This window comes from Terrisporobacter muris (assembly GCF_024621905.1).
In the GTDB taxonomy this organism is placed as follows: Bacteria; Bacillota; Clostridia; order Peptostreptococcales; family Peptostreptococcaceae; genus Terrisporobacter; species Terrisporobacter muris.
This window is the reverse complement of the sequence record NZ_JANKBY010000021.1, coordinates 1-24,969: the sequence shown is the minus strand read 5'-3', so window position 1 is coordinate 24,969 and position 24,969 is coordinate 1. Positions and strand designations below refer to the sequence as shown.

Sequence of the window (24,969 nt, the reverse complement as noted above, 5' to 3'; positions counted from 1 at the left end):
TTAGCAAAAATAACAATAATATACAAAAAACATATAAAAAAGGTGCAGGAGCAAATGTAAATAATTCATTTGCTGGATACGCTCCAGATGAATTAGAAAAAATCTTGTTAGAAAGTCAGAAAGGTAAATTTGATTAAGGATACTGTGCAACTATGGTAGCAGGAATTTCTATAAAAACAAATAACCTTATCATTGATGATAAGGTTAAATACTATAGATCCAAATACGGTAAGAAAGTATGAGTCATTAATAATATTATGTGGAGTTTAAAATAAATTATTCTAGGGGAATTTTTAAAAAATAAATAACCCTATCGTTTCCGATAAGGTTAATACGAGTTGGTTAAAAAGTGACATGTATCGATAAGTTACTAATAGTATGTGTGGTTTGAAATAAATTATTCCAGGGGGAGTTTTTAAAAAATAAATAACCCTATCGTTTCTGATAAGGTTATTTAGGAGTCGGTGTAAATATTACATGTATCGGTAAGTCTATAAACAGTAATAGTATGTGTAGATTAATTATAAATATTCCAGGGGATGAAATTCTACTGGACCAAAGAGGGGGATTGAACATTATGAAACATAAATACAGCACAGTCGAACAATACAAACCTAAATATATTAATTATAATGATCCAACACCATTCAACTACTTGGAACTTGCAGCAGCGATGTAATGAGACACATGAAAAATAAAGGACAACTTGAATATTATAAAAACTTAGATATATCAGATAGATTGGAGATTGGAGCATAAAATGGCAAATAAATATGGAAATAAAAAAGTTGAAGTTGATGGAATCAAATTTGATAGTAAACATGAAGCTGAATATTATTTACACCTTAAAAAGCTAAAAGAAGAAGGTAAAATAAAAGACTTTGGATTACAACAAAAATTTGAATTACAGCCAAGCTTTAAGAAATATGGTAAGACACATAGAGCTATAACTTATACAGTTGATTTTGCTATTTACCATAACAATGGTGAAGTTGAGTATATAGATGTGAAGGGCATGGAAACACAGCAAGGTATTATGAGAAAAAAGATGTTTGATTATCTTTATCCAGAAACACTCAAATGGGTACAAAAAAGCATTAAATATGGTGATGAATATGGCTGGATAGAGTATGAGGAATTGAAGAAGAAGAGAAAAGAAGCTAAGAAAACAGCTTAAAAATATAGCATAGGAGATGTAAAAGCATGAATCAAGTAGTATTAATTGGAAGATTAACAAAAGACCCAGAACCAGGAGTTATTCCAGGAAGTGGATCAAGCACTTCAAAATTTACAATAGCAGTAAATAGAGATTACAAGGATAAAGAAGGTAAAATACCAGTAGATTTTATACCAGTAGAAGTTATTGGTAAAGTTGCTGATTTTGTTAATAATTACATAGGTAAAGGTAGATTAGTAGCAATACAAGGGAGTATTAGAAAAGAAGAATACATGAAAGATGATGAAAAAAGAAGTATTACAAAAGTATCTGCTAAAAGTGTACAAGCATTAGAAAGCATAAAAAAATCAGAAGAAAATAATCAAACATTTACACCAAGTTATGAACCACCAAGAGGATTAGACCCAGAAGGATTTCAAGCTATAGATGATGATGAGATACCATTTTAACTATTTAATAGGTTAAATACTTTGTAAATATCAAGAGTAAAGATATAAAAGAGACAAAATATTACAAAATAAATCAATAACTTTTAAGAATTGATAAAAATGGGTAAGAAAGGATATAATAAAAAAGTTGGAAATGAAAATTGATAGAATTTTTGAGATGACATATGAAATAGACATTATAAAATAAAATACAAAACTAGAAAAAGTCAATCAAATAAAAGAGATTACTGGTATGCGAGTTGACAGAATATGAAATTTAGATAATACATTATTTATAGTGAGTTGTGGTAGGAGAACACTGAATAGTGGACTTAAAAAAATGAATTATATAGGTTAGAAAGAAATCCCGAGATTTATAAACCTTATAACCATTTAAACTATCCGTTAATTAAAAGGAAGAAGTGTAATAAAAAGCAGGAGGAGAAACGAGAATGAGAAAAATAAAAGAAGGTAATGTAATATATCTTGTAGCAAAGGATAAAGATACGATGGACTTAAGATGTAGTGAGTGTGGAATTGTTAAAAATGAATTAGATATTACAGTAGAAATAGATAAGATAAAAAATAGAAAGGTATATAAATGTGAATGCGGTTGTAAAACATTTACACCACAAGTAGATTTAGAAGAATACTATATCTAGTAGTCATATAATCACCAAGGGGGAATATACGTGACAAAAGAAGATTTCGACAATTATTATAAAAAAACAGAGGGTAGACTATTTAATTATAAAAAAATATTAAATGATATAGAAATGATAGATCTAGAAATAGCTCAAATAGAAAATGAATATGTAGGTTGTTCGGGTATCAGTTATGATAGTGAAAAAACAGGAAAAACATATAATATTTCTAAAAGTGTAGAGCAAGAGATTATAAGGAAAGAAGAAAGAATAAACTACTTAAAATACACAAAGAGAAAATTAGAAATAGAAAAGAGAAGAATAGAAATAGCTGTAAATAATTTTACAATACAACAAAAGGAACTATTTGAAATTCTATATTGCAGTAGAAGAGTTAGAATTAGCAGAAATGAAATATTAAGAAAGATGCATATTAGTAAGAGTACATATTATGAGTTAAGAAACTCTTTAGTTGTAAGTGCTTTAAACTCTATATATCCAACTATATTAAGAGATGAAATATATAAAAAATTTGCGTAAATATAAAATAGAGGGACACTTTTCGGACAAACTTAGGACAAAGTTCGGACTGATGTCCCTTTATTGTATAGTATTATTGTATTGTAAAGAGATAGGTTAGTGGCAGGACCTATTCTTTTAACCTCCTAATATTAATTATATAGATTTTTAACGGAAGGATAGAAGTATAGATGTGCTTCTATCTACTATGAGAGTGCTGGAGTAGTTAATCCCAAAACTTTTCAGTTCGATTCTGAAAACTCTCCCTCAAAATAAACCCCTTTCACTGGATGTACTAATGTACATCCTTTTTTATTTTTATATTAAGGATGTGACAAAATGAAGTGATACGATGCCAATTTAATAATAGAACAAGAAGCAGAAGTACAGAGAAATAAATGGTAATATGAAAGGCTAATGAAACAGAAGCTTAACTTTTATAAAAATAAAATAACTTTAAAACATGAATAAAAAAAGGAAAACCTCGAATTAAGTAGAAATATATACTTGAAAGCGAGGTGATTAGTTATGGGATTTAAATTTGAGAGTAATTTTAATTTAGATGGGTTATTAGATGAAATAACAACTCAAATAGAAAATGATCCAGAAATATTTACATCTCAAAATATAGGTGCTAAGATACAAAATATATGTCCTGTTTGTGAGTGTGAAAGAACATTTGAAATAATAGAAGATGGAAAAGTAAAATGTTTAGAATGTGAAACAGAAATGAAATTACAACTTGATGTTGAGATTAAATAGTAAAAAAGAGGGACTCTAGAAATAGAGTTCTTTTTTATTTTCCAAAACGACAAATGAATGAGGTGGTGGTATGAATGAAAAGGCAGAAATAGCATATGAAGATTATTTAAAAGGTTTGAAATACAAGCAAATAGCTGAAAAATATAATGTTAGTGTGTCTACAGTAAAGTCATGGGCGAGTAGATACTGGAAGAAAAAAGGTTGCAACCCTAAAGAAAAAGTTGCAACCAAGAAAAAGAGGGGTGCACCTATAGGAAATAAAAACGCTACTGGTCCTCCCGGCAATAAACATGCAGAGAAGTTTGGTTTTTTCTCTAAGTATTTGCCAGAAGAAACATTGGATTTAATGAAAGAGATAAATGAGAAAAGCCAACTTGATATACTATGGGAACAAATTACAATTCAATATGCAGCAATAATAAGAGCTCAACAGATCATGTATGTTGAGAATAAAGAAGAAATGATAAAGGAATTAAAAAAGCATGAAACTAATGAGTTTGGTGAAAAGATAGAGTATGAGTTCCAATTTGCATGGGATAGGCAATCAACTTTCTTAAATGCACAAAGTAGAGCAATGGGAGAGTTGAGAAGTTTAATTAAACAATATGATGCAATGCTAAAAGACAATTATGAATTAGCTACAGACGAACAAAGATTAAGGGTTCAAGTTCTTAAGTCTAAGTTAAATCCAAAAGATAATGATAGCGCTAAAGGATTAGAAAAGCTAAGCAGTATATTATATGAGTTGCAAGGTGATAACAATGAATAATATATATAAGTTATCAGATAAGTACAAAGAATTTATAAGACATAAATCTGAAGTGGATATATTAGAAGGTACTACTGCAGCAGGAAAGACTACTACAGGAATACTTAAGTTTATGTTAGAAGTTGCTAAGTCAAAGAAGAAGCAACATGTTATTGCAGCAAAGACTACAGGAGTTGCTGAAAAGAATATAATCAATAAAGAATATGGGGTTACAGATGTATTTGGTGATTTAGTAGTTTATAAAGGTAATGGAGACAAAGACAATAGGCTACCTCATATACAATATAAAACACCAAATGGACTTAAGATAATATATATTTTAGGTTATGATAACGCAGATAAATGGAAATTAGCATTAGGTTCGCAGTTTGGATGTGTACTTATTGATGAAGCAAATACTGCAAGTATTGAATTTATAAGAGAGATATGTACTAGAAATGATTATCTTATGCTTACATTAAATCCTGATGATCCAAACCTACCAGTATATAAAGAGTTTATAAATTGTGGTAGACCTCTAGAAAAATTTAAAAAAGATGTACCAAAGGAGATATTAGACCAATTAACCAGTGAAGAAAAGAATAACTGGATATATTGGTTTTTTTCATTTTACGATAATGCATCATTGAGTGAAGAAGATATAGAAAAAAAGAAGTTAAGTGCTCCAAAAGGCACAAAGTTATATAAGAATAAAATTCTTGGTCTAAGAGGAAGAGCAACAGGACTTATATTTAGTAATTTTGAGAGAAAACACCATGTTATTAGTAAAGCCAAAGCTAAAGAATACAAATTTAAGTATTATTCTGCAGGATTAGATACTTCATATAGTGCTAATAGTCCAGATACATTTGCAATAATATTTTTAGGAATAACAGATAAAGGTAAAGTGGTTATTTTAAATGAGGAAGTATATAATAATGCGAATTTAAGTATACCGTTAGCTCCAAGTGATATAGCACCTAGATTCTTTAAATTCTTAGAGAGAAATAGAGAAGAATGGGGACTTGCTAGAGATGTATTTGTAGATTGTGCAGACCAGGCAACTATAACAGAGTTAAAAAAGTATAAAAGAGCTAATCCTTGTGTTTATACAATAAATAACTCATACAAGAAAGTTAATATAATAGATAGAATACATTTACAACTAGGATGGCTTAATTATGAAAATGGTCCTGTATATTATGAAATTGTAGATACTTGTATTAATCACATAATGGAACATGAAGTTTACTCATGGAAAGAAGATAAATATGAGCCTGAAGATGCAAATGACCATACTATAAATGCATCTCAATATGCTTGGATACCTTTTAGACATCACATACATGACTATAAAGGAGAGTGAGAAAGTGGGGTGGTTTAAAAGTATGTTAACTAAAGTAGCAATTAAGTTTTTAAATGTTCAACCTGCTATGCAAGGCTCTATTACAATACAAGAAGCGTATACATATGAAGCTAATCTAATTAGGAACAAGCTTTGGTATAGAGGAGAGGCATACGAGTTAGAGCAATTTTTTAAAAATATAAGTAGTGATCCAGTTAACCAATCTAGGTTTTGGTGTGCCACACCGAGTGAGAATTTAAGTATAAGAAAAATTCACAGTGGACTACCTAGCATGTTAATAGATAAGTTGACTGATATAGTAGTTTCTGATATAGATCAAATTCAAGTTGAAGATAGTGAAACATTAAATTCTCTTTGGAAAGATATATCGGAAGATAATAAGTTCAATGAAATATTATTAGACTCTATACAGAAAGCTCTAGTAAGTGGTGATGGTGCATTTAAATTATCTATAGATACAGATATTAGTAAATACCCAATTATAGAATTCTTTGATGGTGATAGAGTTGAATATATACATAATAGGGGGAGATTAAGTGAAATACATTTTAAGACTAGCTATACAAAGAAAAGTAAGAAGTATACTTTGGTAGAAATGTATGGACTAGGATATATAAAATATAAGTTACTTGATGGTAGAGACAATGAGGTTTCACTAGATATATTAGATGAAACTAAAGAACTTGAAGATGTAGAATATAAAGATAAGTTTATTATGGCCATACCATTAATGTTTTTCAAGTCATCCAAATGGGAAGGCAGAGGAAAAAGTATTATAGATAATAAGAGTGATTCTTTTGATGCATTAGATGAAGTAATATCGCAGTGGATAGATGCAATAAGAGCAGGAAGAGTTCAAAGATATATTCCAGAAAATTTATTGCCAGTAGACCCGAACACAGGAAAGATATTAAAACCAAATCCTTTTGATAATAGTTTTATTGCTACTTCTTCAAATGCAGGTGAAGATGCTAAAAATCAAATTGATATGAAACAAGCTGATATAAAGTTTGAGGCATATGTAGAAAGTTATTCAAATGCAATAGATATGTGCTTACAAGGTATAATATCACCTTCTACATTAGGAATTGATTTGAAAAAGACAGATAATGCAGAAGCACAAAGAGAAAAAGAAAAGACTACTTTATATACTAGAAATAAAATGATAGACACTCTAACAGAAGTTATACCAGAACTAGTAAATATAATACTAAAAACTTATGATGTATTAAATAATAAGTCTGCAGGTGAATATGAAGTATCTATATCTTTTGGTGAATACTCTACACCAAGTTTTGATTCAGTGGTTGAAACTGTAGGAAAGGCTAAAACATTAGGTATAATGTCATTACAAAAATGTATTGATGAGTTATATGGAGATACAATGACAGAAGAAGAAAAGGCTCTTGAAATATCAAGAATAAAAGAAGAGTCAGGAATGTATACAACAGATGAACCTTCAACTGCAGGTGAGGATGAGGATAATTTAGATAATTTGGATGTAGATATAGATGAGTAGTAAGTATGATATCAGAGCTATATTTGAAAAAATGGAACTAGATCTTATATCCTCCATGCATAGAAATCTTAAATATCATGAAAGTGAAGAAGATAAAGAAGGGTTTCAGTGGGAACAATGGCAGAGAAGCAAGTTAAGAGCATTGAATAAATATAGGCAAGAAAATAAGTTAATAATGGATAATCGTATAGGTTCTATTGAAGAAGATGTAAATAGAGAATTAGAATCTAACTACAATAAAGGATTAAATAGAATATCTAATGTAATTAATAAATTAAAATCTTTATTTATTAAAAATAAATCTAAAAATAATGTCCAGGACTTTAAAAATCATACTAAAAAGATTAGTCCAAATGTAGTTAAGAACTTATCTATTGAATTTCCTGAAGATATATCTGAAAAAGGATATATTAATGAGCCTAAAGAAAATCAATTCTTTAGTATGAATGATAAGAAGTTAAAGGCATTACAGGAAAGTGTAAATAATGATATTAAAAAAGCAAATGCAACTGTATTAAGAAAAATGGATGATGTATATAGACAGACTATATATAAAACTCATGTATATTTGCAGTCAGGAGCAGTGTCTTTAAATCAAGCAATAGATATGGCCACAAAGGATTTCTTAAATATGGGGATAAATAGTATTACTTATAAAGATGGCAAGCATGTGAATATAGCATCATATGTTGAGATGTGTTTAAGAACTGCAAGCCATAGAGCAACATTATTAGGCGAAGGTAAAAAGAGAGATGAATATGGTATATATACTGTAGTTGTATCGGCTCATGCTAATACTTGCCCCATGTGTGCTGTATGGCAAGGTAAAGTTTTAATTGATGATGTATTTAGTAATCCAACTGAAGAGTATTTACAAGAGAACAAAGGAAAGTATAAATTGTTAAGTGAAGCAATAGATGCAGGTTTGCTCCATTGAATTAAAAGTTTGGGTGGAGCAAGTAAAAATAAACGTTGTGAACCTCATTACAAAGAGGGTGTGCTATTAAAATAGTGCTAACGGTGAAAGGTTGGAAACCCAATACCGTGCTAAGTATTGTTATATGTCTACATGCATGATATAATCCGTATAAGGAGATGATTTATATGGAAATTTGGAAAGATATTATATGTTATGAAGGTATTTATCAAGTAAGTAGTTTAGGAAGAGTTAAAAGAATTGCAAATTATAAAAATCAAAGTGGAAAAGAGTGGGCTAGTAATAAAATTTTAAAACCTGCAACTAAAAATAATGGATATATGTTTGTAGCGTTAAGCAAAGATGGCAAGGTATCACATAAGCATATACATAGATTAGTAGCAGAAGCTTTTATTCCTAATCCATTAAACAAATCTACTGTAAATCATAAAGATGGAAATAAGAGCAATAACAATGTAGATAATTTGGAATGGACTACACAATCAGAAAATAATATCCACTCTATAAAAGTATTAAAAAGAAATTCTAAAAATAAATCAGACTCAAGACCTGTATTACAATTTGATAAAAACGGAAACTTTATAAAAGAATATCCATCAATGAGAGAAGCACAAAGACAAACAGGAATAGATGCTATAGATAAAGTTTGTAATCATTATAAATATAGGAAAACTGCTGGTGGATATGTATGGGAGTACAAAGACAATTACAATAAAAGTGTAGAGACTATCGAAACCACATCTAATGATGGAAGGGAGTAGAGTAGGTTGGAGACGTACCAATCGAAGCGCAACGGATAAAAAAGACTAATTGAAGGCAATTGGTCTTTTTTTATTATGAGATAGTCCAATTAAAAGCCAAACTGCAGACATACATTAACAACTTACTTTCCAGATATAACTAATCTTCCTACTGTTCCAGATGAAAGAAAAGCTTTAGAAAGATATAAGGCAGAGCAGGAACAAAGAAGATTAGAAAGATATATAAGAAAATGGAAAAGAATTTCTATAGGTTCACAAGATGAAGCAAATATAGAATTTGCTAGTAATAAATTACTAGAGTATTCAAGTCAGTTAAAAACTCACTTAGAAAAACATCCTTATTTAAGACGAAACAGGCAAAAAGAAAAAATATATGGCATAAAGCAAACAGGTGGAAAGTATACCAAAGGTGATATTGAATGGATGCTAAGAAGAGAATCTGAGGCTGATACGTATTATGAAAAAGTAAGGTTAGATAATTCAGATATAGAAAAGATATCTAAAAACACAGGTTTTAGTATGAAAAAAATAGATACAATAAAAAATCATGTATTTAATAATAAACATATACGATTTGATGGTACATTAGGACTATTAGATGCAGACTACGATATGGCTGTAGCATGGCAAAGGTTAATAAATGGTAATTATGAAGATAGGGACATTTTACTACTAAAACATGAATATCTTGAAAGTGGATTAGAGAAAAGGTATAATTTAACTAATAAAGATGCTCATGATATAACAACTAAAAAGTATGATTGGTATGGGTATCTATTAAAAGAAAAAGGAGAGTTTGGCGAAGATGATTGTCTTAATGAAATTACTAGATAAAACTGATAATCATGTAATATATTCTTATGGATATGATGAGGATAATTTAGATGGAAAAATAAAAGTTAATTTTAATGATCCAAATAACTATGAAGTATTAAATGAATGTACAGATAAACGAGTGGGTAAACGAGGTACTTTAATAGCTGCATGTAGAATTATAAAAGCAATAAGCAATAATAATTTAAAAGATTTAATGAGTTTTGAGTCATAAAAGCACTTACTAATTAATTTGAATAGTAGGTGCTTTTATTATGTCCAAAATATGTTTATGGTTAAGGCTGTATATAAAAATATAAAGGAGGGCATGAAATGCTAATAGGTGATTTAGATAATGTTATCAAAATGAACCTGCAGTTACTTGCAGGAGAAGGTGATGAAGGGAATGAAGAAGATCCTGGTGATAATGGTTCAGATGGTGGCGGTGAAGAAGTTAAAACTTATACGCAAGAAGAACTAGATGCATTATTAAATGATGCTAAAAAGGATTTGCCAAGTGATGAAGAGCTTATAAGGTTTAAAGAATGGCAAGAAAATCAAAAGACAGAAGCTCAAAAGAAAGATGAAAAGTTAGAAGCTGAAACTAAAGCTAGAAAAGATGCAGAAGATAAAGTTAGTACACTAGAAGCAAAAGTATCATGCTTATCTAAAGGTGTATTAGCTGACTCTGTAGATGATGTAATAACACTAGCTAAAAGTATGACTAATGATACTTTAACTATAGATAAAGCAATAGATAAAGTATTAGAAAAATATCCAAGTTTCAAAACAAGTGGAACAGAAACACCAGGATTTAAAATTGGTGGTAGTGGAGACAAAGAAAAGCCACAAGATAATATAAAAGATGCCCTTGCTATGGCATTTGGAAATAAGTAATAAAAATTAAGGAGATGATTTAAAATGGCAGCATACAATTATGCAGAACAATTTATGAGAGAATTACAACAAAAATATTCAAGGGAATTAACTTCTTATGATTTAGAGAACTCTAATCCACAAGTTAAGTTTATAAATGCTCAAACTATAAAATTACCTACAATAACAGTTAGTGGGTATAAAGACCATAATAGAGGTACATTAGGATTTAATGCTGGAACAATGTCAAATGACTGGGAAGCTAAAAAATTAGCACATGATAGAGATATAGAATTCTTTATAGACCCAATGGATGTAGATGAAACTAATTTAGTTGTAGAAATAGCTAATGTTCACAATACTTTTGAAACTGAACAAGCAATTCCTGAAAAAGATAGTTATAGATATTCAAAATTATATGCAGAAGCTAAGACATATACATCAAATGGTGCTATTGTAGATAATACTTCTCTTACGACAGCAAATATTTTAGAGTGGTTTGATAACCAAATGTCTAAAATGGATGATGAAGGTGTTCCAAGTGAAGGTAGAATATTATATGTTACTCCTGCAATGAATAAGCTATTAAAGAATGCTGAAGGATTATCAAGAACAATAAGTGTAGATAAAAATACAGGAAATGTTGATAGAAATGTATATTCATTAGATGATGTAAATATAAAGGTTGTTCCAAGTTCTAGAATGAAAACAAAATATGAATTTTCTAATGGTTGTGTACCTGCAGGTGGAGCAAAACAAATAAACCTTATTTTAATACATCCTTCTTGCCAAGTCACAAGAAGTAAATATGCATACATAAAGATATTTACACCAGGACATGATTCAAGAACAGGAGATAACTATTTATATCAAAATAGAGCTTATGGAGATACTTTCTTAATAAAGAATAAAGCATGTGGTATAGCAATAAATGCTGAAGCAGAAGATTAAAATAGAGAGCGAGGATTGATTATGAAAGCAAGTAAAGATAATAAAGTATATACAATAGATACAACTCAAAAGGATTATTATATTGCACAAGGTTACGATATCTTAAATGATGAAGGCGATATAATAGAATATGGAGCTGGAAAGTCTGTATCATATAAAGAATATGAAGAATTAAAAATAAAGTATGAAGAATTAGAAAAAAATTATAATACTTTAGAAAAAGAAAATAAAAAGCTAAAAAAAGAAATGGAAGGCTCTAAGTAAGCCTTATTTTTATGTAAAAATATAAATAGGGGAGTTTAAATACTCCCTATTTTAAGAAGGTGATATTTTGGCTTATGTAGATTATAAATATTATAAAGATGAATTTAATGGAACTGTACTAGAGGAATATAATTCTAAACAAAGATTAGAAAGAGCAAGTGATCAAGTTGATTCATTAACTTTTAATAGAATAAGGGCAAAAGGATTTGATAACTTAACTGAATTTCAGAAAGATAGAATAAAAAAAGCAACATGCATACATGCAGAGTTTATTGAACAGTATGGAGATTATATAGATACACCTTTAAGTGGTTTCAGTGCAGGAAGTACATCTGTTAGTTTTAAAACAAATAAGGTTAATGGAATAACTACCACACAAGAAGTATTAAATTACCTTAATCAAACTGGGTTAACTTGTAGGAGAATATAATATGGGATTAAAATTACCTTTTCCAAAGTGGTTAGCTAATACACCTATAGAAGTGTGGTTTGAGGGAATTAATACAGATGGTGATTGTGAAGAAAATATAATCTTTAATGGGAAATGTATCTATACAGATAAATCTAAGCAAGTTCTTAATGCTGAAAGGCAATTAATTACTCTTAGTGGTAAAGTAGTTATAGAAGGTTCTATTTATGATGGAGCATTTCAAGGCTATGTAAATATAAATGGATTAAAGAAAAAGATTTATTCTATTGAAAGACCCTTGAACCCAGATGGTAGTATTTTTAGTACAGAGTTGAATTTAATATGAATGTAAAAGTTACTATAAAATTAGATAGTGAGAAATTAAATAATATTACTAAGGCTCATATAAAATCCTTGGAAATGGCTACAGAAGCTTTGAAGAGTGATATAGTCACATCAGCGGTTATTCCTAAAGATACAGGAGAACTTGAAAGAAGTTGTTTTATTAATCTTGAAAATATAAGTAATGGAATAACTAATATAAGTTTTGATACTCCTTATGCAAGAAGATTATATTGGCATCCAGAGTATAACTTTAGGACTGATAAAAATGTAAATGCACAAGGTAAGTGGATGGATGCTTATATAAATGGTGAGAAAGATGATTTTATAAAAAATGCCTACTCTAGGTTTTTAAAAATGAATTCAAAAGGAGTAATTAAGTAATGTTATTAAGTGATATAAGAGGCTATTTAAAATCTCAAATAGACTGCCCTCAATACTATTTAAATAAGATAGGTGGCAATCAAGAAAAGAGTATAACTATATATAATGTACCAGGACAACCACCTCATATAGCTATTGGTGGACTGGAAAACACAACTTATACTACTAAAAGTATAAGTTTTTTAATTCACTGGGGAAAAAACAGTGATGAAGCAGAGAAAAAAGCAATGGAAGTTTATAATTTATTCTTTGGCCAAGATAATTTTAATATAGGAAATAAAAAGGTTATTCAATGTAAAATGAGAAGTTCTGAAGCAATATTTTTAGGAACTGATTCAGAAGGCATTATTGAATATGTTATAGAGATGATAATTTATTATGAAAGGTAATGATAATATGAGTTTTACAGGAGTATATCCAGTATATAATTTAAAATTTAAAATAGGTGTTCAAGGAAGAACTAGTAATTCAGAGAGTATGAAGCCTATTGCAGAGCTAGAAACTTTTTCAATATCAATAGATGGAAAAATAGAAGAATGGAATGCAATGGATCAAGAAGGATGGGCAAGTGCTTTAATGACTGGAAAATCATTAAGTATATCTTTAAAGGGAAAAAGATGTGTTGGTGATGATGGAAATGACTATGTAGCTGGACTTGCTTGGAAAAATGGAAGAGATTGTGACTCTAAGTTAGAAATAGAGTTCCCTGAAGGTGCAAAATTAGAATTTAATTGTGTAATAAATGTAACAAATTTAGGTGGTGGGGATTCAGTGAATGTTGCTCCATTAGAGTTTGAAGCAAAAGCACATGGAAAACCTACATTTAAGCCAGCCTCTGTTCTAGAAAGTTAAAATGAATAAATATAGATAAAAAATAAATATAAGGAGATAAAATAATGTCAAGAGCATACGATATAGTTGAAAAATTAAAAAATGGAAGTAAAAAACCAACTGTTAAAATAGATGAAACACATATATATGAGATAAATACATCTAAGAATGTAGGGATATTCTTAAAGGGATTAACTGAAGATTCTAAAATGGATGACTTTGAAAAGATAGATAAAATAATAGAGGCAGGTATAGGTAAAGAGGCATTAGAATACATAGATAGCTTAGATTTACCTATCGCATCTTATGTAGTTATAGTAAATGTTATAATGGCTGCTATTAATGATGTATCTTTAGAAGAAATAGAAGAAATGGAAGTTGAAAGCACAAATAAAAATAATAATTTTCGTAAAAAGAAAAGAAGAAAATAAATGGTATGATTTATTTGAAGATTGGGAGTTAATCGAAGCAAGTTTTTTAACTCAATATGGCATAAGACTACGACTTGTAGATGATATGAGTTGGAATGAATTTTGTACTTTGTTAAGTGGTATTATGACTAAAACTCCACTTGGTCAAATAGTCAGCATAAGGGCAGAAGAAGATAAAGATATTCTTAATAACTTTACTGAAGATCAACACAAAATAAGAAATGAGTGGAGAAATAGAAATAATACAACAATAGAAATGACAGATGAAGAAAAGGCACAAAAAATAAAAGAATTTGAACAAATGATGGCTAGTATGTTCGGATAAAAGCACTTAGATATATCTAGGTGCTTTTATTATAGTCAAATACATTAAAGAAAGGAGTGAGAGTAATGAGTGATAGTGTAGGAAAAATAACCTTAGATTTAGAAGTTACAAGTGATATAGCAGGTCAAGTAAATAAAGTTAGTTCTGTTATTGCAAATACATTAAAATCAAATTTAAACACTTCTACAAATAAAGTATTTGATAACATGGATAAGACTATGAAGGGTTCACTTAATAAAGTTAATTCTAACATGAAAAACATGATGTCTAATGTAACAAATAATCTAAAAAATTCGCTTTCTAAGGCTTTATCTATGTTGAGTAATATAAAATTACCAACTGTTAAATTTAGTACCTTAGAAAGCCAAAATACAGGTTCAAATTATGCAAATAATAAAAAAGTTACTAGGGGACCACCAGTTAGTAGAGAAGCCCTTACAACAGATATAGATACAACATCAAGGATGTTAGATACAATAAATGCTAAAATAGAATCTCAACAAAATAAGTTAAAGGAACTTAGAGAAGCATATGATTTAGCATTAAATCCAAAAAGAAAGAATAAGATTAATGACCAAATACTAAAAACAGAAGAGTCAATTATTAGATTAACATCAAAGTCTGATAAGTTAGGATTTAAATTAAGTGATTTAGATGCTAAGTTAGCAGCTCTAGGAAAAGAGTCTTCTATAACTGGAAATAAGTTTAATAGATTAAATTCTTTATTTAGCAAATTAAATTCTAACTCAAATAAATCTAGTGGTTTATTTAATAGAATGAGTAATGGTTTAAAAAGTTTAACTAATGGATTAAATTCAGGTAGTAATAGTACAAGAAGTTTTAACAATGGAATTATTGGATCTATTGGTCAAATGGCCAAATGGATGATATTCTTTCCTATGATTGTAAATGGTATTTATGCTATGTCTAGCTCTTTATTTGCATCGTTAAATACCAATGCACAATTTGTTAATTCATTAAATCAAATAAAGACTAATTTAATGGTTGCATTTATGCCTATATATCAAGCCATATTACCTGCAATAAATGCACTAATGAGTGCCCTAGCAACTGTAACACAGTATATAGCATCATTTATTTCAGCATTATTCGGAAAAACATATAATCAAAGTTTTCAAGCAACTAAAGGTTTGATTAGTGCTAAAAATGCTATGGGAGCTTATGGTGGTGCTACTGAAAAAGCTGGAAATAGTGCTGAAAAAGCTGGTAAGAAAGCTAAAAAGGCATTAGGGGACTTAATGGGATTTGATGAAATTAACAAGTTAAATATGAATAAAGATGCAGATACAGGAAGCCCAGGCACTGGTGGAGGTGGTGGTGGAAGTGGTGCTCCAATGCTTACAACACCACAATTAAATACATCTGCTGTTGATGCAAAGATGCAGGAATTAGTTAATAAAATAAAAGCACTAATGTCTAAAATATTTGAACCATTTTCTAATGCATGGGATAAAGAGGGACAAAACACAATAAATAGTATCAAATATGCATTTAATCGCATATGGTCTTTAGTAAAATCCATTGGACGTAGTTTATTAGAAGTATGGACTAATGGCACTGGAGAGCAAATGCTTGTAACGATACTTCAAATATTACAAAATATATTTAATATAGTTGGAGATATTGCCAATGCATTTTCTATTGCATGGAATAAAAATGAAATAGGTACTAAGATTATACAAGGGTTAGCTAATACAATAAACAACCTATTGACTTTAATAAAGAAAATAGGAGATTCATTCAGAGAATCTTGGGAAATTATAGGTCTACCACTTGCAAATACATTAATGTCAGTAATTGATGCAACTATTGGTGTTTTAGAAAATTTATCTGAAAAACTTATTTATGTTTGGGACAATGGTGGAAGTCATTTATTCCAAGGATTTATAAAATTAGGAGCTAAGATCTTTGAACTAGCAGGATATATTTATACTAATTTTGTTACTCCGCTTGTAAATTGGTTTATAAACATAATGGCTCCTGCAATAGCACCATTAATGGATGCTGTTGGGAAACTATTTGATAAATTTAGTGAAATGATAGATTGGTTACTTAATGATGGTAAACCAGTCTTAGACATTATAATTACTACTGTAATGGGACTTGGAGGTACATTCCTTATCGTAAGTAAAGGAATATCTATATTTAACAAGCTTAAAGATATTGTACTTATAGCTAAGGGTGCATTTGATTTACTTAAAGGTTCTGCAGGTTTATTAAGTGCTGCTTTTACATTTTTGAAAAGTCCAATGGGACTAGTTTGTATAGCTATTTTTGCAATTATTAGTATAGGGATTTATCTTATTACACATTGGGATGAGTTAAAAGCAAAATGTATTGAGGTTTGGAATAAAATAAAAGAAAAATTTAATAGTTTCAAAGATTGGTTAGGCAATGTATTTGCAACAGACTGGTCTAAAAAGTTTGGAGGATTTGGTGATATCTTAAATGTTTTTTTAACAAATGTACGTAATATATTCAAGAGTGTAAAACAAATCTTTAAAGGTATAATAGATTTCATTGCAGGAACATTCACAGGAAACTGGAGGAGGGCTTGGAATGGAGTTAAGAATATATTTGGTGGTATTATGAGTGGTTTAAAGTCAGTTATAAGAGCACCACTTAATGGAGTTATATCCTTAGTTAATGCAGCTATAGGTGGATTAAACCGAATATCTGTAAGTATACCTGATTTTGTACCTGGTTTTGGAGGTAAAAAGTTTGGAATTAATATTCCCAAAATACCGTATCTTGCAAAAGGTGGTATTATTGATTCGCCTACATTAGCCATGGTTGGTGAAGCAGGAAAAGAAGCTGTAGTCCCTTTAGAAAATAATACTGGTGGTTTAGATATATTAGCAGAAAAATTACGTTCTAGAATGGAAGGAAGTGGCTCAAATAATAATCCTATAGGAGATTTAATAATACAAATAGGAAATGACACTCTTGTTAAAATACTATTAAGTGAACTAAAGAAAATTCAAAGACAAACTGGAGAAGCTGTAATAAAAGTTTAGTAAATTAGGTGATATTAATGTTAAAAATAAATAGTGTAAGTATATCAGTTCCTTCAGTATTTCAGGTAGATATTCAGGATATAGATGGTGAAAGTAATAGGAATGCTAGAGGGGAATTGTTAAGAGATAGAATTGCTGTAAAGCGAAAATTGAACTGTGAATGGCCACCATTGACAGCTGAAGAGTGTTCAACTTTATTGAATGCTGTATCAGGTGTCTTTTTTAATGTTCATTATCCTGATCCAATGACAGGACGATTTGAAACCAAAGCGATGTATGTTGGTGACAGATCTGTACCTGCTTTATACATTAAAGATGGTAAAGTCCTTTGGAAAGGCTTAAAAATGAATTTTATAGAAAAATAAGAAAACTAGAATAAATAGTGAGCTAAATACAGAAAAGGTAGGTAAATAATTATGAAATTAACAAATAGAAAAGTAGTAAATGATGCAAATTTTTTAGAGTCTTTAATACATAGACAATTCCCTGTAAAAGTTAGTTATGCTATATCCAAGAATGTGTCTAAATTAGAGCGTGAATTAAAAATATACAACTCGGAAAGACAGAAAATCATAAATAAATATTGCAAAAAAGATGAAGAGGGAAATTTAGTTATAGATGAAAATAACCAATATCATATTGAAGATGAAAATATAGATGTTTGTAATAAAGAATTAAATGAACTATTAGATATTGAAATAGAAGTAAACATACATAAGTTTAAGCTAGATGATTTAATGTATGGTAACTATGAGATGTCTCCTTCAGAAATGGCTTTAATAGACTATATGATAGAAGAATAGTTAATTTAGCTAATAAAGAAAGAAGGTGATATTAAAATGCAAAATGTAAGTTCAGAATATTTACTAGAAATAAAAAAGCCTTCTAGATCTTTTGAATGTAAAGTAACCATAAGAGATAATATATATACCAATGCTGATATAATTAATATAACTATAGAAGATGTTCAACCTTCAGATGGTTTTAGTATAGGGTCAGCAGTCTCAAAGTCATTAGAACTAACATTATCTACAAATAATACTATTTACAGTAACTCTATAGTTAAAGTTGAAATAGGTTTAAATGTAGGTTCGAAAATTGAATATGTATTAATGGGTTATTTCAATATAGATGATATTGAAAAGACTGATTACTCTATAAAACTTACATGTTTTGATAATATGATGAAGTTTGAAAAACCTTATTTTAGTAAATTAGGAAAAACTGCATCATTAAAAAATATAGTTAATGAATTATCTCAAATTACTGGAGTAGAATTTACAGGAAGCCTTCCTTCTTATAATTTAAATAAGTTGGAAGGCTTTACTTGTAGAGAAGTACTTGGTTTTATATCTAGTTTATGTGCTGGTAATGCATACATAACTAGAGATGGAAAATTTACTATAAATACACTTAAAACTATAGATTACTCAATAACAGATGAAAATTATATAGACTTAAAAACTGAAGAAAATATTTATAAGATAGGTGCAGTTACTTGCAAGATAAATGAAAAAGAGTTAACTAAAGGGACTTTAAGTAATTCTTCTATGGAAGTTACTTTTGAAAATCCTTGGGTTAATGATTCTATTCTTACAGATATATATAATAAGTTAAAAAGTATTGAGTATGTAGGATATTCGATGAAGTGGCAGGGCGATTTATCTCTAGATGTTGGAGATATCATATCTCTTACAGATCATAAAGGTGTAAAAAGAAATATTCCTATACTATCTCAAAAGTTCAACTATAATGGGGGACTTACATCTGAAATAGGTGCAAAGGGTGAAAGTAAAAATAAAAATGAATTTAATTCAACTGGTAATCTAAGTAACAAAGTTAATAGAGTTGTAACTGAGTTGTTAATTGTAAATGAAGCATTAATTAACAAGGCTGATATAGAAGAACTTAAAGCAGTTAATGCTACGATTGATAATTTACTTGCAGAAAATGTTACTATAACAGGCAAATTAACAGCTATCGAAGGAGAGTTTGGAACATTAAAAGCTAATGTAGGAGTTATAGATAAACTTACAGTAACCCACACTGCACAAATAAATGAACTTGAAGCAAATAAAGCAAGTATAACTCAACTAGAAGCTGTATATGCTAAAATAGGCACAGTAGAAGCTGAAGTTGGTAAAATTCAAACACTTGTAAATGGGAATTTATCCAGTGAAAATATTCAAGCTGGAGGAATAACATCAGATAAGTTAACAATAGCAAATGGATTTATCACTAATGCCATGATAGCAAATTTAGATGTTTCTAAGATTAATGCAGGAGATATTTCTACCAACAAATTTAGAATTAAATCTGATGATGGTGGAATAGAGATTGTTGGCGCAACACAACAATTCAAGGATAAAAACAATAAAGTCAGAGTTCAGATAGGGAGAGATAAAAATAATAATTTTACTTTTTCTTTATTTGATGAAACTGGGACAGGTGTATTGATAGATTATACAGGAATTAAAGAAGGTGCTATAGCTGACGATTTAATTGTAAGTGATATGATAGCAAGTGATGCTGTTGGTGAAAAACAAATAAATTATAGTAGCTTTATAACTGGATTTAATAAAGACACAAATACAAATACAATTAAATCAACTAAGATTATGTTAAATAATCAGAATCAAACTTTAGATGTTGCATTTAATCAATTAAAAACACAAGCAGATGATACTAAATCTTTAACAGAGAGCAATTCAACTACTATAGGAGTAATGCAAGGTCAAATAACTACAGCTATTAACAATACTCAAATAGTTAGAGATGGTCAGACTATATTATTAAAAGATGATTACAATAGAACCGTTCAGACTGTAAACTCTATGAATAGCACTATTGGAAGTCATACGACTAAAATAAATGAGCATACAGGAAAAATCACAGGTGTTGAAACTAGAGTAAATACAGTAGAGAGAGACTTAGATGGTATAACTGCGAGAGTATCTAGTACTGAAAAAAATGTGACTACAGTTACTAATACAGCCAATGCTGCTAATTCAAATGCTACAAATGCATTAAATAAAGCAAACAGTGCTAATACATTAGCAGATAGTAAAGCAAAAGTGTTTACATCACAACCTACAGTTCCATACAAAGTAGGGGACTTATGGGTGCAAGGAACAACTGGTGATGTTATGAAATGTAAGACTGCTAGAACAACTGGTTCTTACACTGCATCTGACTGGGAAAAAGCATCTAAGTATACTGATGATACAAAAGCAAATGCAGTAGATGGTAAAGTTACAACACTAGAAGGTATAGTAAGTGCAACTACTTCAAAAGTAGCAGAAATAACAACTAACCTAGAAGGTATTACACAAAGAGTTTCTACAGTAGAGAATAAGCAAACTACAGTAGATGGGAAAGTTACTAGCCTACAAACTAGAATGCAAAGTGCAGAACAAAAATTAACTAAAGAAGGGCTAACGACAATAATAAGTAATCATTATACAAATTCAAATGATGTTAATGAAATTGTAACTTCTAAAGGTTATCAAACACACTCTCAAGTACAACAGATAGTAGATAAGTTGCAAATTAAGTTTACCGAAAGTGGTGGATACAACAAGCTATATAATAGTGCATTTGCTAATGGATTAGCTAATTGGAAAATAAGAGGTACTCCAACAGAAACAACTATAATTAAAGATGAAACTGTTGAAGGTAGAAAATATTTGAAACTTAATACAGATTCGAATGGACAAGGTTTATGCCAAACTGTTAAGGTACAAGCAGGGAAAAAGTATACATTTAGTGCAAAAGTAACGCGTGAAACTGGCACTATTGTAGGGTTAGAAATATACCATAATGGTAAATGGTATAATAAAAAGACAAACGATACTGAAGCATATAAAAATAGTATAATAAGCATTACTGTAACAGCTGAAATAACTGGGGATATGGAAGTTAGAATAGGCAGAGGTGGTTTTGGTACGAATGGCATATCTCGATGGTATTGGACTATGTTTACTGAAGGTGAACTAGTTGTACCTTGGAGCCCACATCCTTCAGAAGTCTATGATGGGATTACAACTATTGACAAAGATGGAATAACAGTAACATCAAGTAATGTAAAATCAAAAACTACAATAAGTGCTAATGGATTTAAGATAATAAAAACTGATACCAATGAAGAAGTATTTAAGGTAAATAGTAGTGGAAGATTAGAGCTATATGGAATATTTAGAACTCGTAATGGAGATCGCAAATCAGGATACTTTGGAGAAAATCAAATTACATTCTATAATTGGTGGAATGATACAAATGAAGCAATAGCTTACTTTTACGGAGGTAAAACAAGTGATGGTAAGCGTTCTGCTGACATAGTAGGTAGAGATGTATTTTCTCTTGGTGTTGGTCAACCTAGTTCAGGAACCAAAGTATTAGAAGGATCTTCATCGACTTTAAATATATATAAAAATACTAATTTTAATAATTATAAGTTAAAAGAAGTTAACAGTATAAATGAAGATATTGCTAAAAGTACTTTCATAGAAAAAATTGTCATTCGTTCTAATCAAGTCAATACTAATCATGATGGTGGGAATCTAAATTTAAATTATTGGCGTGGTTATAATGCTCCAACAAGTGTTGTGACTAAGGTTTGCAATGGTAATAATGATGGGTCAAGAGGTACTTTGCATTGCCAAGATTTCAAAGCATATGGAACTAAAAATGCTTGTGTACAGGCTTCAGTTGGCTATGTAGATATAAATGCTTATGAAACTTGTGATTACTACTTTGGAGATATAGGTGAAACTATATTAGATAGTGAAGGGTATAGCTATGTATATATAGATTCTTTATTCTCTGAAACTGTAAATACACAAAGAAAATATCAAGTATTTTTAAGTGTTTATGGAGAAGGAATAGCAAATGTAATAGAAAGATATCCAACTCATTTTATTATAAAAGGCACTCCAGGAATAGAAATAGGATATGAGATAAAAGCAAAGCGTAAAGGTTATGAAGACTATAGGTTAGAAAGAGAAGTGAATAGTTGGATGAAAGGACGAGAGCATGGACTTGATATTGATTACACTAGAGAGAAAGAAAATTTTAATAACAGTATAGTCAATAAAATAGAAGATAGCATAGATTTAGATAATACTCAACTGGTTGAGTTTGTTGATAGGAGTACAGCTGAGTTTGTTGAGAATAAAGATTTAATGGAAATTATAGAGGAGGATTTGAATTATGAAAGTATTAACTAGTTTTAGTGTAATAAAAATGAGTGAAGGATTAAGAATATCTTATACTTACACAGAGATAGATGAGATAACAGGAATTACAAAAAATAATAATGTTCAAGAAAGTAGATTTATTGTTCAAGACGAGCTAAAAAATAGCTCGAACCATATAATGGCTTATATTGAAAATAACTTTTTAAAATAATTAAAGGAAAGGATTAATTTATGCCAGAAAAAGAGGATGCAATCCAAGAGGTTAGAGAAAAGCTAGTTCGGATTGAAGTATTATTAGAAAATATAAATACAAATAATAATCTAAAGACTGAATTAATAGAAGAAAAAATAAAAGTAGCAAATAACAGAATAACAGATTTAGAAAATTCAAATACGTGGATATGGCGAGCAATAGCTGGAGCTTTGATAAGTTCGGTTATTGCTTTTTTATTGAAATAAAAAATTAGGAGGTAAAGATAATGGATTTAAACTTTTTAACTAATTATTTAGTTGTGTTGGTAGTAGGGATATGTGTATGTGTAGGATATGTTGTTAAGACAAGTTTTCCTTCAATAGATAATAAGCATATCCCATTGATAATGGCTATATTGGGTGTAATATTAAATATTTGGTTAAATAAATGGAATATAAATCCTGAAATACTTTTAGGTGGATTATTTAGTGGTTTATCAAGTACAGGTTTACATCAAATATTTAAAAATTTAATACAAAATAAGTAACTTAATTTATTAAAGTAACTTTGCTTAGATCATGCATAGTCACTTTTATTTTATAAAATATAGAAAAGGAAGGTAAATAAAATGGAAAAAATATTTGGAATTGATGTTAGCTATCATAATGGAACTATTAACTGGAGTAAAGTAAAATCTGAAGGTGTAAAATTTGCAATATTAAGAGCTGGAAGAACTAGTTTATCTTCTAGTAAAACAATGGCAAAGGATATTAAGTTTGAAGAATATTATAAACAGGCAAAAGCTATAGGAATGCCTATAGGAGCTTATTACTATAGTAGATGTGCTACTGTTGCAGAAGGTAAAGTAGAGGGTAAATTTATAGTAAACCTTCTTAGATGTAAGAAATTTGAATATCCAGTTTTTTTAGATGTAGAAGATACAGAAGTATTAAAGAAAACCTCAAAAAGACAGCTAACAGATGCAGTAAAAGCTATGGCCAAGGTTGTAGAGGATGCAGGATACTATGTTGCAATTTATTCAGGCAAATATATATTAAGAGATCATCTTATTGAAAGTGAACTTTCTAAGTATGATAAATGGATAGCTCATTATGCAAAAGAATGTGGTTACAAAGAAAAAGATCTAATGATGTGGCAGTTTGGAGGAGAGACAAATCTGCTTAGAAATAAAAAAATAAATGGAATACCTTATGCAAGTACTGACCAAAACTATTGTTATGTAGATTATCCATCTCTTATAAAATCAAAAGGATTAAATGGATTTAATAAACCAGCAACTAGTGAGTATATAACAAATAAAGTTCCTTATTATGTAATTACAAAAGGAAAGCTTAATATAAGAAAGTCACCAACAACTGAAGCTGATATATTACATACAGCTCCAAAGGGTGTGAGGTATAAAATTACTAAAGTATCTAAAAATGGAAAATGGGGGTATGCTCCATATCGTAAAGGATGGTTATCTTTAAATAAAAAATACGTATTTGTAGAAAAATAATAAATAATTTAAATTCATCTGATTAAAAGTATAAGAAAAAGTGCTAGGGGGATGAGTTTTATCCTAGCACTTTTTAATTAATTATTTGGGTAACAAATACCCTGGGAAATACATATTTTTGAAATAAGGGCCTAAATAAAAAATACAGTTTTTGTAATTTGATATTTAGACTGAGTAGCCAATATATATATAATACTATCTAGTAAATACATGTCTATTAAAATTAAGAAAAATTAAGAAGAAAAGAAAAAACATAAACTGTGTAGAATCTAAAGTAAACTTGATAACAACAATTGTATCTCTAATTTCTAATTTTATATAATTTTCCCTGAAAACCTCTTTAATTAAATTTTTCATTTTTTCTCTTCTTCTAAATATAACATTTCTTTAAAAAGAAAATATAAAAAATAAGTTATTTAATTAAGTATAGTGTGGTTTTGAAACTTAAATTAGGGATTTTGGTTTACAGGGATATTAACCACTTTATTGGGGTTAAACAAGAACTATTTTTAAACTTAATAAGTAGATGTCAAGTTT

General features: G+C 29.3%; 30 protein-coding genes and 1 pseudogene. All 31 read left to right on the top strand.

Annotation, left to right across the window (positions count from 1 at the left end):
- Positions 1-760: 760 nt before the first annotated feature.
- Positions 761-1,177, top strand: coding sequence for a DUF1064 domain-containing protein (locus NSA58_RS03400; RefSeq protein WP_039680802.1), 417 nt, complete (start codon positions 761-763; stop codon positions 1,175-1,177).
- Positions 1,178-1,203: 26 nt separating this feature from the next.
- Positions 1,204-1,626 (top strand): single-stranded DNA-binding protein, encoded by a 423-nt coding sequence (locus NSA58_RS03395; RefSeq protein WP_257560089.1) that lies wholly within the window; start codon positions 1,204-1,206, stop codon positions 1,624-1,626.
- Positions 1,627-2,057: 431 nt separating this feature from the next.
- Entirely contained in the window at positions 2,058-2,267 is a 210-nt protein-coding gene (locus NSA58_RS03390) for a hypothetical protein (RefSeq protein WP_074079305.1), read from the top strand.
- 30 nt (positions 2,268-2,297) lie between these two features.
- The gene (locus NSA58_RS03385; protein WP_074429520.1) at positions 2,298-2,789 is read left to right on the top strand and encodes a hypothetical protein; all 492 of its coding nucleotides are present in this window, start codon (positions 2,298-2,300) and stop codon (positions 2,787-2,789) included.
- A 507-nt stretch (positions 2,790-3,296) separates the two neighbouring features.
- Positions 3,297-3,530 (top strand): hypothetical protein, encoded by a 234-nt coding sequence (locus tag NSA58_RS03380; RefSeq protein ID WP_257560088.1) that lies wholly within the window; start codon positions 3,297-3,299, stop codon positions 3,528-3,530.
- 70 nt (positions 3,531-3,600) lie between these two features.
- Positions 3,601-4,299, top strand: coding sequence for a phage terminase small subunit (terS, locus tag NSA58_RS03375; protein ID WP_257560086.1), 699 nt, complete (start codon positions 3,601-3,603; stop codon positions 4,297-4,299).
- Positions 4,292-5,644, top strand: a complete 1,353-nt coding sequence (locus NSA58_RS03370) for a terminase large subunit domain-containing protein (protein WP_257560085.1) — start codon at positions 4,292-4,294, stop codon at positions 5,642-5,644. The genes terS and NSA58_RS03370 overlap by 8 nt, the downstream gene beginning before the upstream one ends.
- A 22-nt stretch (positions 5,645-5,666) precedes the next feature.
- On the top strand, positions 5,667-7,163 hold the full coding sequence (locus tag NSA58_RS03365) for a phage portal protein (RefSeq protein ID WP_257560084.1): 1,497 nt from the start codon (positions 5,667-5,669) through the stop codon (positions 7,161-7,163).
- Positions 7,156-8,100 carry a phage minor capsid protein gene (locus NSA58_RS03360; protein WP_257560083.1) on the top strand — a complete coding sequence of 315 codons (945 nt, stop codon included), beginning with the start codon at positions 7,156-7,158 and terminating at the stop codon, positions 8,098-8,100. The genes NSA58_RS03365 and NSA58_RS03360 overlap by 8 nt, the downstream gene beginning before the upstream one ends.
- Before the next feature lie 167 nt (positions 8,101-8,267).
- Positions 8,268-8,861 (top strand): NUMOD4 domain-containing protein, encoded by a 594-nt coding sequence (locus tag NSA58_RS03355; protein WP_257560082.1) that lies wholly within the window; start codon positions 8,268-8,270, stop codon positions 8,859-8,861.
- Between the two features lie 108 nt (positions 8,862-8,969).
- A pseudogene (locus NSA58_RS20955) lies at positions 8,970-9,179 on the top strand (phage minor capsid protein); the annotation flags it as partial.
- Positions 9,180-9,284: 105 nt separating this feature from the next.
- Positions 9,285-9,695, top strand: a complete 411-nt coding sequence (locus NSA58_RS03350; RefSeq protein ID WP_257560081.1) for a hypothetical protein — start codon at positions 9,285-9,287, stop codon at positions 9,693-9,695.
- A complete protein-coding gene (locus tag NSA58_RS03345) occupies positions 9,667-9,909 on the top strand; it encodes a hypothetical protein (RefSeq protein ID WP_257560080.1) in 243 nt (80 codons plus the stop codon). Before NSA58_RS03350 ends, NSA58_RS03345 begins: the two co-directional genes overlap by 29 nt.
- A gap of 98 nt (positions 9,910-10,007) precedes the next feature.
- A complete protein-coding gene (locus NSA58_RS03340; protein WP_257560079.1) occupies positions 10,008-10,571 on the top strand; it encodes a hypothetical protein in 564 nt (187 codons plus the stop codon).
- Positions 10,572-10,595: 24 nt separating this feature from the next.
- A complete protein-coding gene (locus NSA58_RS03335) occupies positions 10,596-11,501 on the top strand; it encodes a capsid protein (protein ID WP_074078704.1) in 906 nt (301 codons plus the stop codon).
- Positions 11,502-11,522: 21 nt separating this feature from the next.
- Positions 11,523-11,765 carry a hypothetical protein gene (locus NSA58_RS03330; RefSeq protein ID WP_257560078.1) on the top strand — a complete coding sequence of 81 codons (243 nt, stop codon included), beginning with the start codon at positions 11,523-11,525 and terminating at the stop codon, positions 11,763-11,765.
- Positions 11,766-11,832: 67 nt separating this feature from the next.
- On the top strand, positions 11,833-12,195 hold the full coding sequence (locus NSA58_RS03325; RefSeq protein ID WP_257560077.1) for a head-tail connector protein: 363 nt from the start codon (positions 11,833-11,835) through the stop codon (positions 12,193-12,195).
- Between the two features lies 1 nt (position 12,196).
- Positions 12,197-12,520 (top strand): hypothetical protein, encoded by a 324-nt coding sequence (locus NSA58_RS03320; protein ID WP_039680758.1) that lies wholly within the window; start codon positions 12,197-12,199, stop codon positions 12,518-12,520.
- On the top strand, positions 12,517-12,900 hold the full coding sequence (locus NSA58_RS03315; RefSeq protein WP_257560075.1) for a hypothetical protein: 384 nt from the start codon (positions 12,517-12,519) through the stop codon (positions 12,898-12,900). The genes NSA58_RS03320 and NSA58_RS03315 overlap by 4 nt, the downstream gene beginning before the upstream one ends.
- Positions 12,900-13,289 (top strand): minor capsid protein, encoded by a 390-nt coding sequence (locus NSA58_RS03310; RefSeq protein WP_257560074.1) that lies wholly within the window; start codon positions 12,900-12,902, stop codon positions 13,287-13,289. Before NSA58_RS03315 ends, NSA58_RS03310 begins: the two co-directional genes overlap by 1 nt.
- Positions 13,279-13,752 (top strand): phage tail tube protein, encoded by a 474-nt coding sequence (locus NSA58_RS03305; RefSeq protein WP_330652535.1) that lies wholly within the window; start codon positions 13,279-13,281, stop codon positions 13,750-13,752. The genes NSA58_RS03310 and NSA58_RS03305 overlap by 11 nt, the downstream gene beginning before the upstream one ends.
- A gap of 44 nt (positions 13,753-13,796) precedes the next feature.
- Positions 13,797-14,162 (top strand): hypothetical protein, encoded by a 366-nt coding sequence (locus NSA58_RS03300; RefSeq protein WP_257560073.1) that lies wholly within the window; start codon positions 13,797-13,799, stop codon positions 14,160-14,162.
- Complete coding sequence (locus NSA58_RS03295) at positions 14,110-14,487, top strand: bacteriophage Gp15 family protein (protein ID WP_257560072.1); 378 nt, start codon at positions 14,110-14,112, stop codon at positions 14,485-14,487. Before NSA58_RS03300 ends, NSA58_RS03295 begins: the two co-directional genes overlap by 53 nt.
- A 65-nt stretch (positions 14,488-14,552) precedes the next feature.
- Entirely contained in the window at positions 14,553-17,525 is a 2,973-nt protein-coding gene (locus tag NSA58_RS03290) for a hypothetical protein (RefSeq protein WP_257560071.1), read from the top strand.
- A 17-nt stretch (positions 17,526-17,542) separates the two neighbouring features.
- The gene (locus NSA58_RS03285; protein ID WP_257560070.1) at positions 17,543-17,890 is read left to right on the top strand and encodes a DUF6711 family protein; all 348 of its coding nucleotides are present in this window, start codon (positions 17,543-17,545) and stop codon (positions 17,888-17,890) included.
- A gap of 51 nt (positions 17,891-17,941) precedes the next feature.
- Positions 17,942-18,328 carry a DUF1617 family protein gene (locus NSA58_RS03280; protein ID WP_074078714.1) on the top strand — a complete coding sequence of 129 codons (387 nt, stop codon included), beginning with the start codon at positions 17,942-17,944 and terminating at the stop codon, positions 18,326-18,328.
- A gap of 36 nt (positions 18,329-18,364) precedes the next feature.
- On the top strand, positions 18,365-22,750 hold the full coding sequence (locus NSA58_RS03275; RefSeq protein WP_257560069.1) for a carbohydrate binding domain-containing protein: 4,386 nt from the start codon (positions 18,365-18,367) through the stop codon (positions 22,748-22,750).
- On the top strand, positions 22,734-22,931 hold the full coding sequence (locus tag NSA58_RS03270; RefSeq protein ID WP_257560068.1) for a hypothetical protein: 198 nt from the start codon (positions 22,734-22,736) through the stop codon (positions 22,929-22,931). Before NSA58_RS03275 ends, NSA58_RS03270 begins: the two co-directional genes overlap by 17 nt.
- Before the next feature lie 20 nt (positions 22,932-22,951).
- Positions 22,952-23,179: a hemolysin XhlA family protein gene (locus NSA58_RS03265; protein WP_039680746.1), complete on the top strand. Its 228-nt coding sequence runs from the start codon at positions 22,952-22,954 to the stop codon at positions 23,177-23,179.
- A 20-nt stretch (positions 23,180-23,199) separates the two neighbouring features.
- Positions 23,200-23,460: a phage holin family protein gene (locus NSA58_RS03260; protein WP_257560067.1), complete on the top strand. Its 261-nt coding sequence runs from the start codon at positions 23,200-23,202 to the stop codon at positions 23,458-23,460.
- An 81-nt stretch (positions 23,461-23,541) separates the two neighbouring features.
- Positions 23,542-24,432 (top strand): glycoside hydrolase family 25 protein, encoded by an 891-nt coding sequence (locus tag NSA58_RS03255; RefSeq protein WP_257560066.1) that lies wholly within the window; start codon positions 23,542-23,544, stop codon positions 24,430-24,432.
- Positions 24,433-24,969 lie beyond the last annotated feature (537 nt).

Coding starts and splice junctions, on each gene's coding strand:
- NSA58_RS03380 (WP_257560088.1), top strand. CDS start 3,297: ATGGGATTTAAATTTGAGAGTAATTTTAATTTAGATGGGTTATTAGAT.
- NSA58_RS03355 (WP_257560082.1), top strand. CDS start 8,268: ATGGAAATTTGGAAAGATATTATATGTTATGAAGGTATTTATCAAGTA.
- NSA58_RS03395 (WP_257560089.1), top strand. CDS start 1,204: ATGAATCAAGTAGTATTAATTGGAAGATTAACAAAAGACCCAGAACCA.
- NSA58_RS03305 (WP_330652535.1), top strand. CDS start 13,279: ATGAAAGGTAATGATAATATGAGTTTTACAGGAGTATATCCAGTATAT.
- NSA58_RS03350 (WP_257560081.1), top strand. CDS start 9,285: ATGCTAAGAAGAGAATCTGAGGCTGATACGTATTATGAAAAAGTAAGG.
- NSA58_RS03285 (WP_257560070.1), top strand. CDS start 17,543: ATGTTAAAAATAAATAGTGTAAGTATATCAGTTCCTTCAGTATTTCAG.
- NSA58_RS03300 (WP_257560073.1), top strand. CDS start 13,797: ATGTCAAGAGCATACGATATAGTTGAAAAATTAAAAAATGGAAGTAAA.
- NSA58_RS03310 (WP_257560074.1), top strand. CDS start 12,900: ATGTTATTAAGTGATATAAGAGGCTATTTAAAATCTCAAATAGACTGC.
- NSA58_RS03345 (WP_257560080.1), top strand. CDS start 9,667: ATGATTGTCTTAATGAAATTACTAGATAAAACTGATAATCATGTAATA.
- NSA58_RS03290 (WP_257560071.1), top strand. CDS start 14,553: ATGAGTGATAGTGTAGGAAAAATAACCTTAGATTTAGAAGTTACAAGT.
- NSA58_RS03255 (WP_257560066.1), top strand. CDS start 23,542: ATGGAAAAAATATTTGGAATTGATGTTAGCTATCATAATGGAACTATT.
- NSA58_RS03280 (WP_074078714.1), top strand. CDS start 17,942: ATGAAATTAACAAATAGAAAAGTAGTAAATGATGCAAATTTTTTAGAG.
- NSA58_RS03320 (WP_039680758.1), top strand. CDS start 12,197: ATGGGATTAAAATTACCTTTTCCAAAGTGGTTAGCTAATACACCTATA.
- NSA58_RS03340 (WP_257560079.1), top strand. CDS start 10,008: ATGCTAATAGGTGATTTAGATAATGTTATCAAAATGAACCTGCAGTTA.
- NSA58_RS03365 (WP_257560084.1), top strand. CDS start 5,667: ATGTTAACTAAAGTAGCAATTAAGTTTTTAAATGTTCAACCTGCTATG.
- NSA58_RS03265 (WP_039680746.1), top strand. CDS start 22,952: ATGCCAGAAAAAGAGGATGCAATCCAAGAGGTTAGAGAAAAGCTAGTT.
- NSA58_RS03315 (WP_257560075.1), top strand. CDS start 12,517: ATGAATGTAAAAGTTACTATAAAATTAGATAGTGAGAAATTAAATAAT.
- NSA58_RS03400 (WP_039680802.1), top strand. CDS start 761: ATGGCAAATAAATATGGAAATAAAAAAGTTGAAGTTGATGGAATCAAA.
- NSA58_RS03370 (WP_257560085.1), top strand. CDS start 4,292: ATGAATAATATATATAAGTTATCAGATAAGTACAAAGAATTTATAAGA.
- NSA58_RS03390 (WP_074079305.1), top strand. CDS start 2,058: ATGAGAAAAATAAAAGAAGGTAATGTAATATATCTTGTAGCAAAGGAT.
- NSA58_RS03335 (WP_074078704.1), top strand. CDS start 10,596: ATGGCAGCATACAATTATGCAGAACAATTTATGAGAGAATTACAACAA.
- NSA58_RS03360 (WP_257560083.1), top strand. CDS start 7,156: ATGAGTAGTAAGTATGATATCAGAGCTATATTTGAAAAAATGGAACTA.
- NSA58_RS03270 (WP_257560068.1), top strand. CDS start 22,734: ATGAAAGTATTAACTAGTTTTAGTGTAATAAAAATGAGTGAAGGATTA.
- terS (WP_257560086.1), top strand. CDS start 3,601: ATGAATGAAAAGGCAGAAATAGCATATGAAGATTATTTAAAAGGTTTG.
- NSA58_RS03330 (WP_257560078.1), top strand. CDS start 11,523: ATGAAAGCAAGTAAAGATAATAAAGTATATACAATAGATACAACTCAA.
- NSA58_RS03260 (WP_257560067.1), top strand. CDS start 23,200: ATGGATTTAAACTTTTTAACTAATTATTTAGTTGTGTTGGTAGTAGGG.
- NSA58_RS03275 (WP_257560069.1), top strand. CDS start 18,365: ATGCAAAATGTAAGTTCAGAATATTTACTAGAAATAAAAAAGCCTTCT.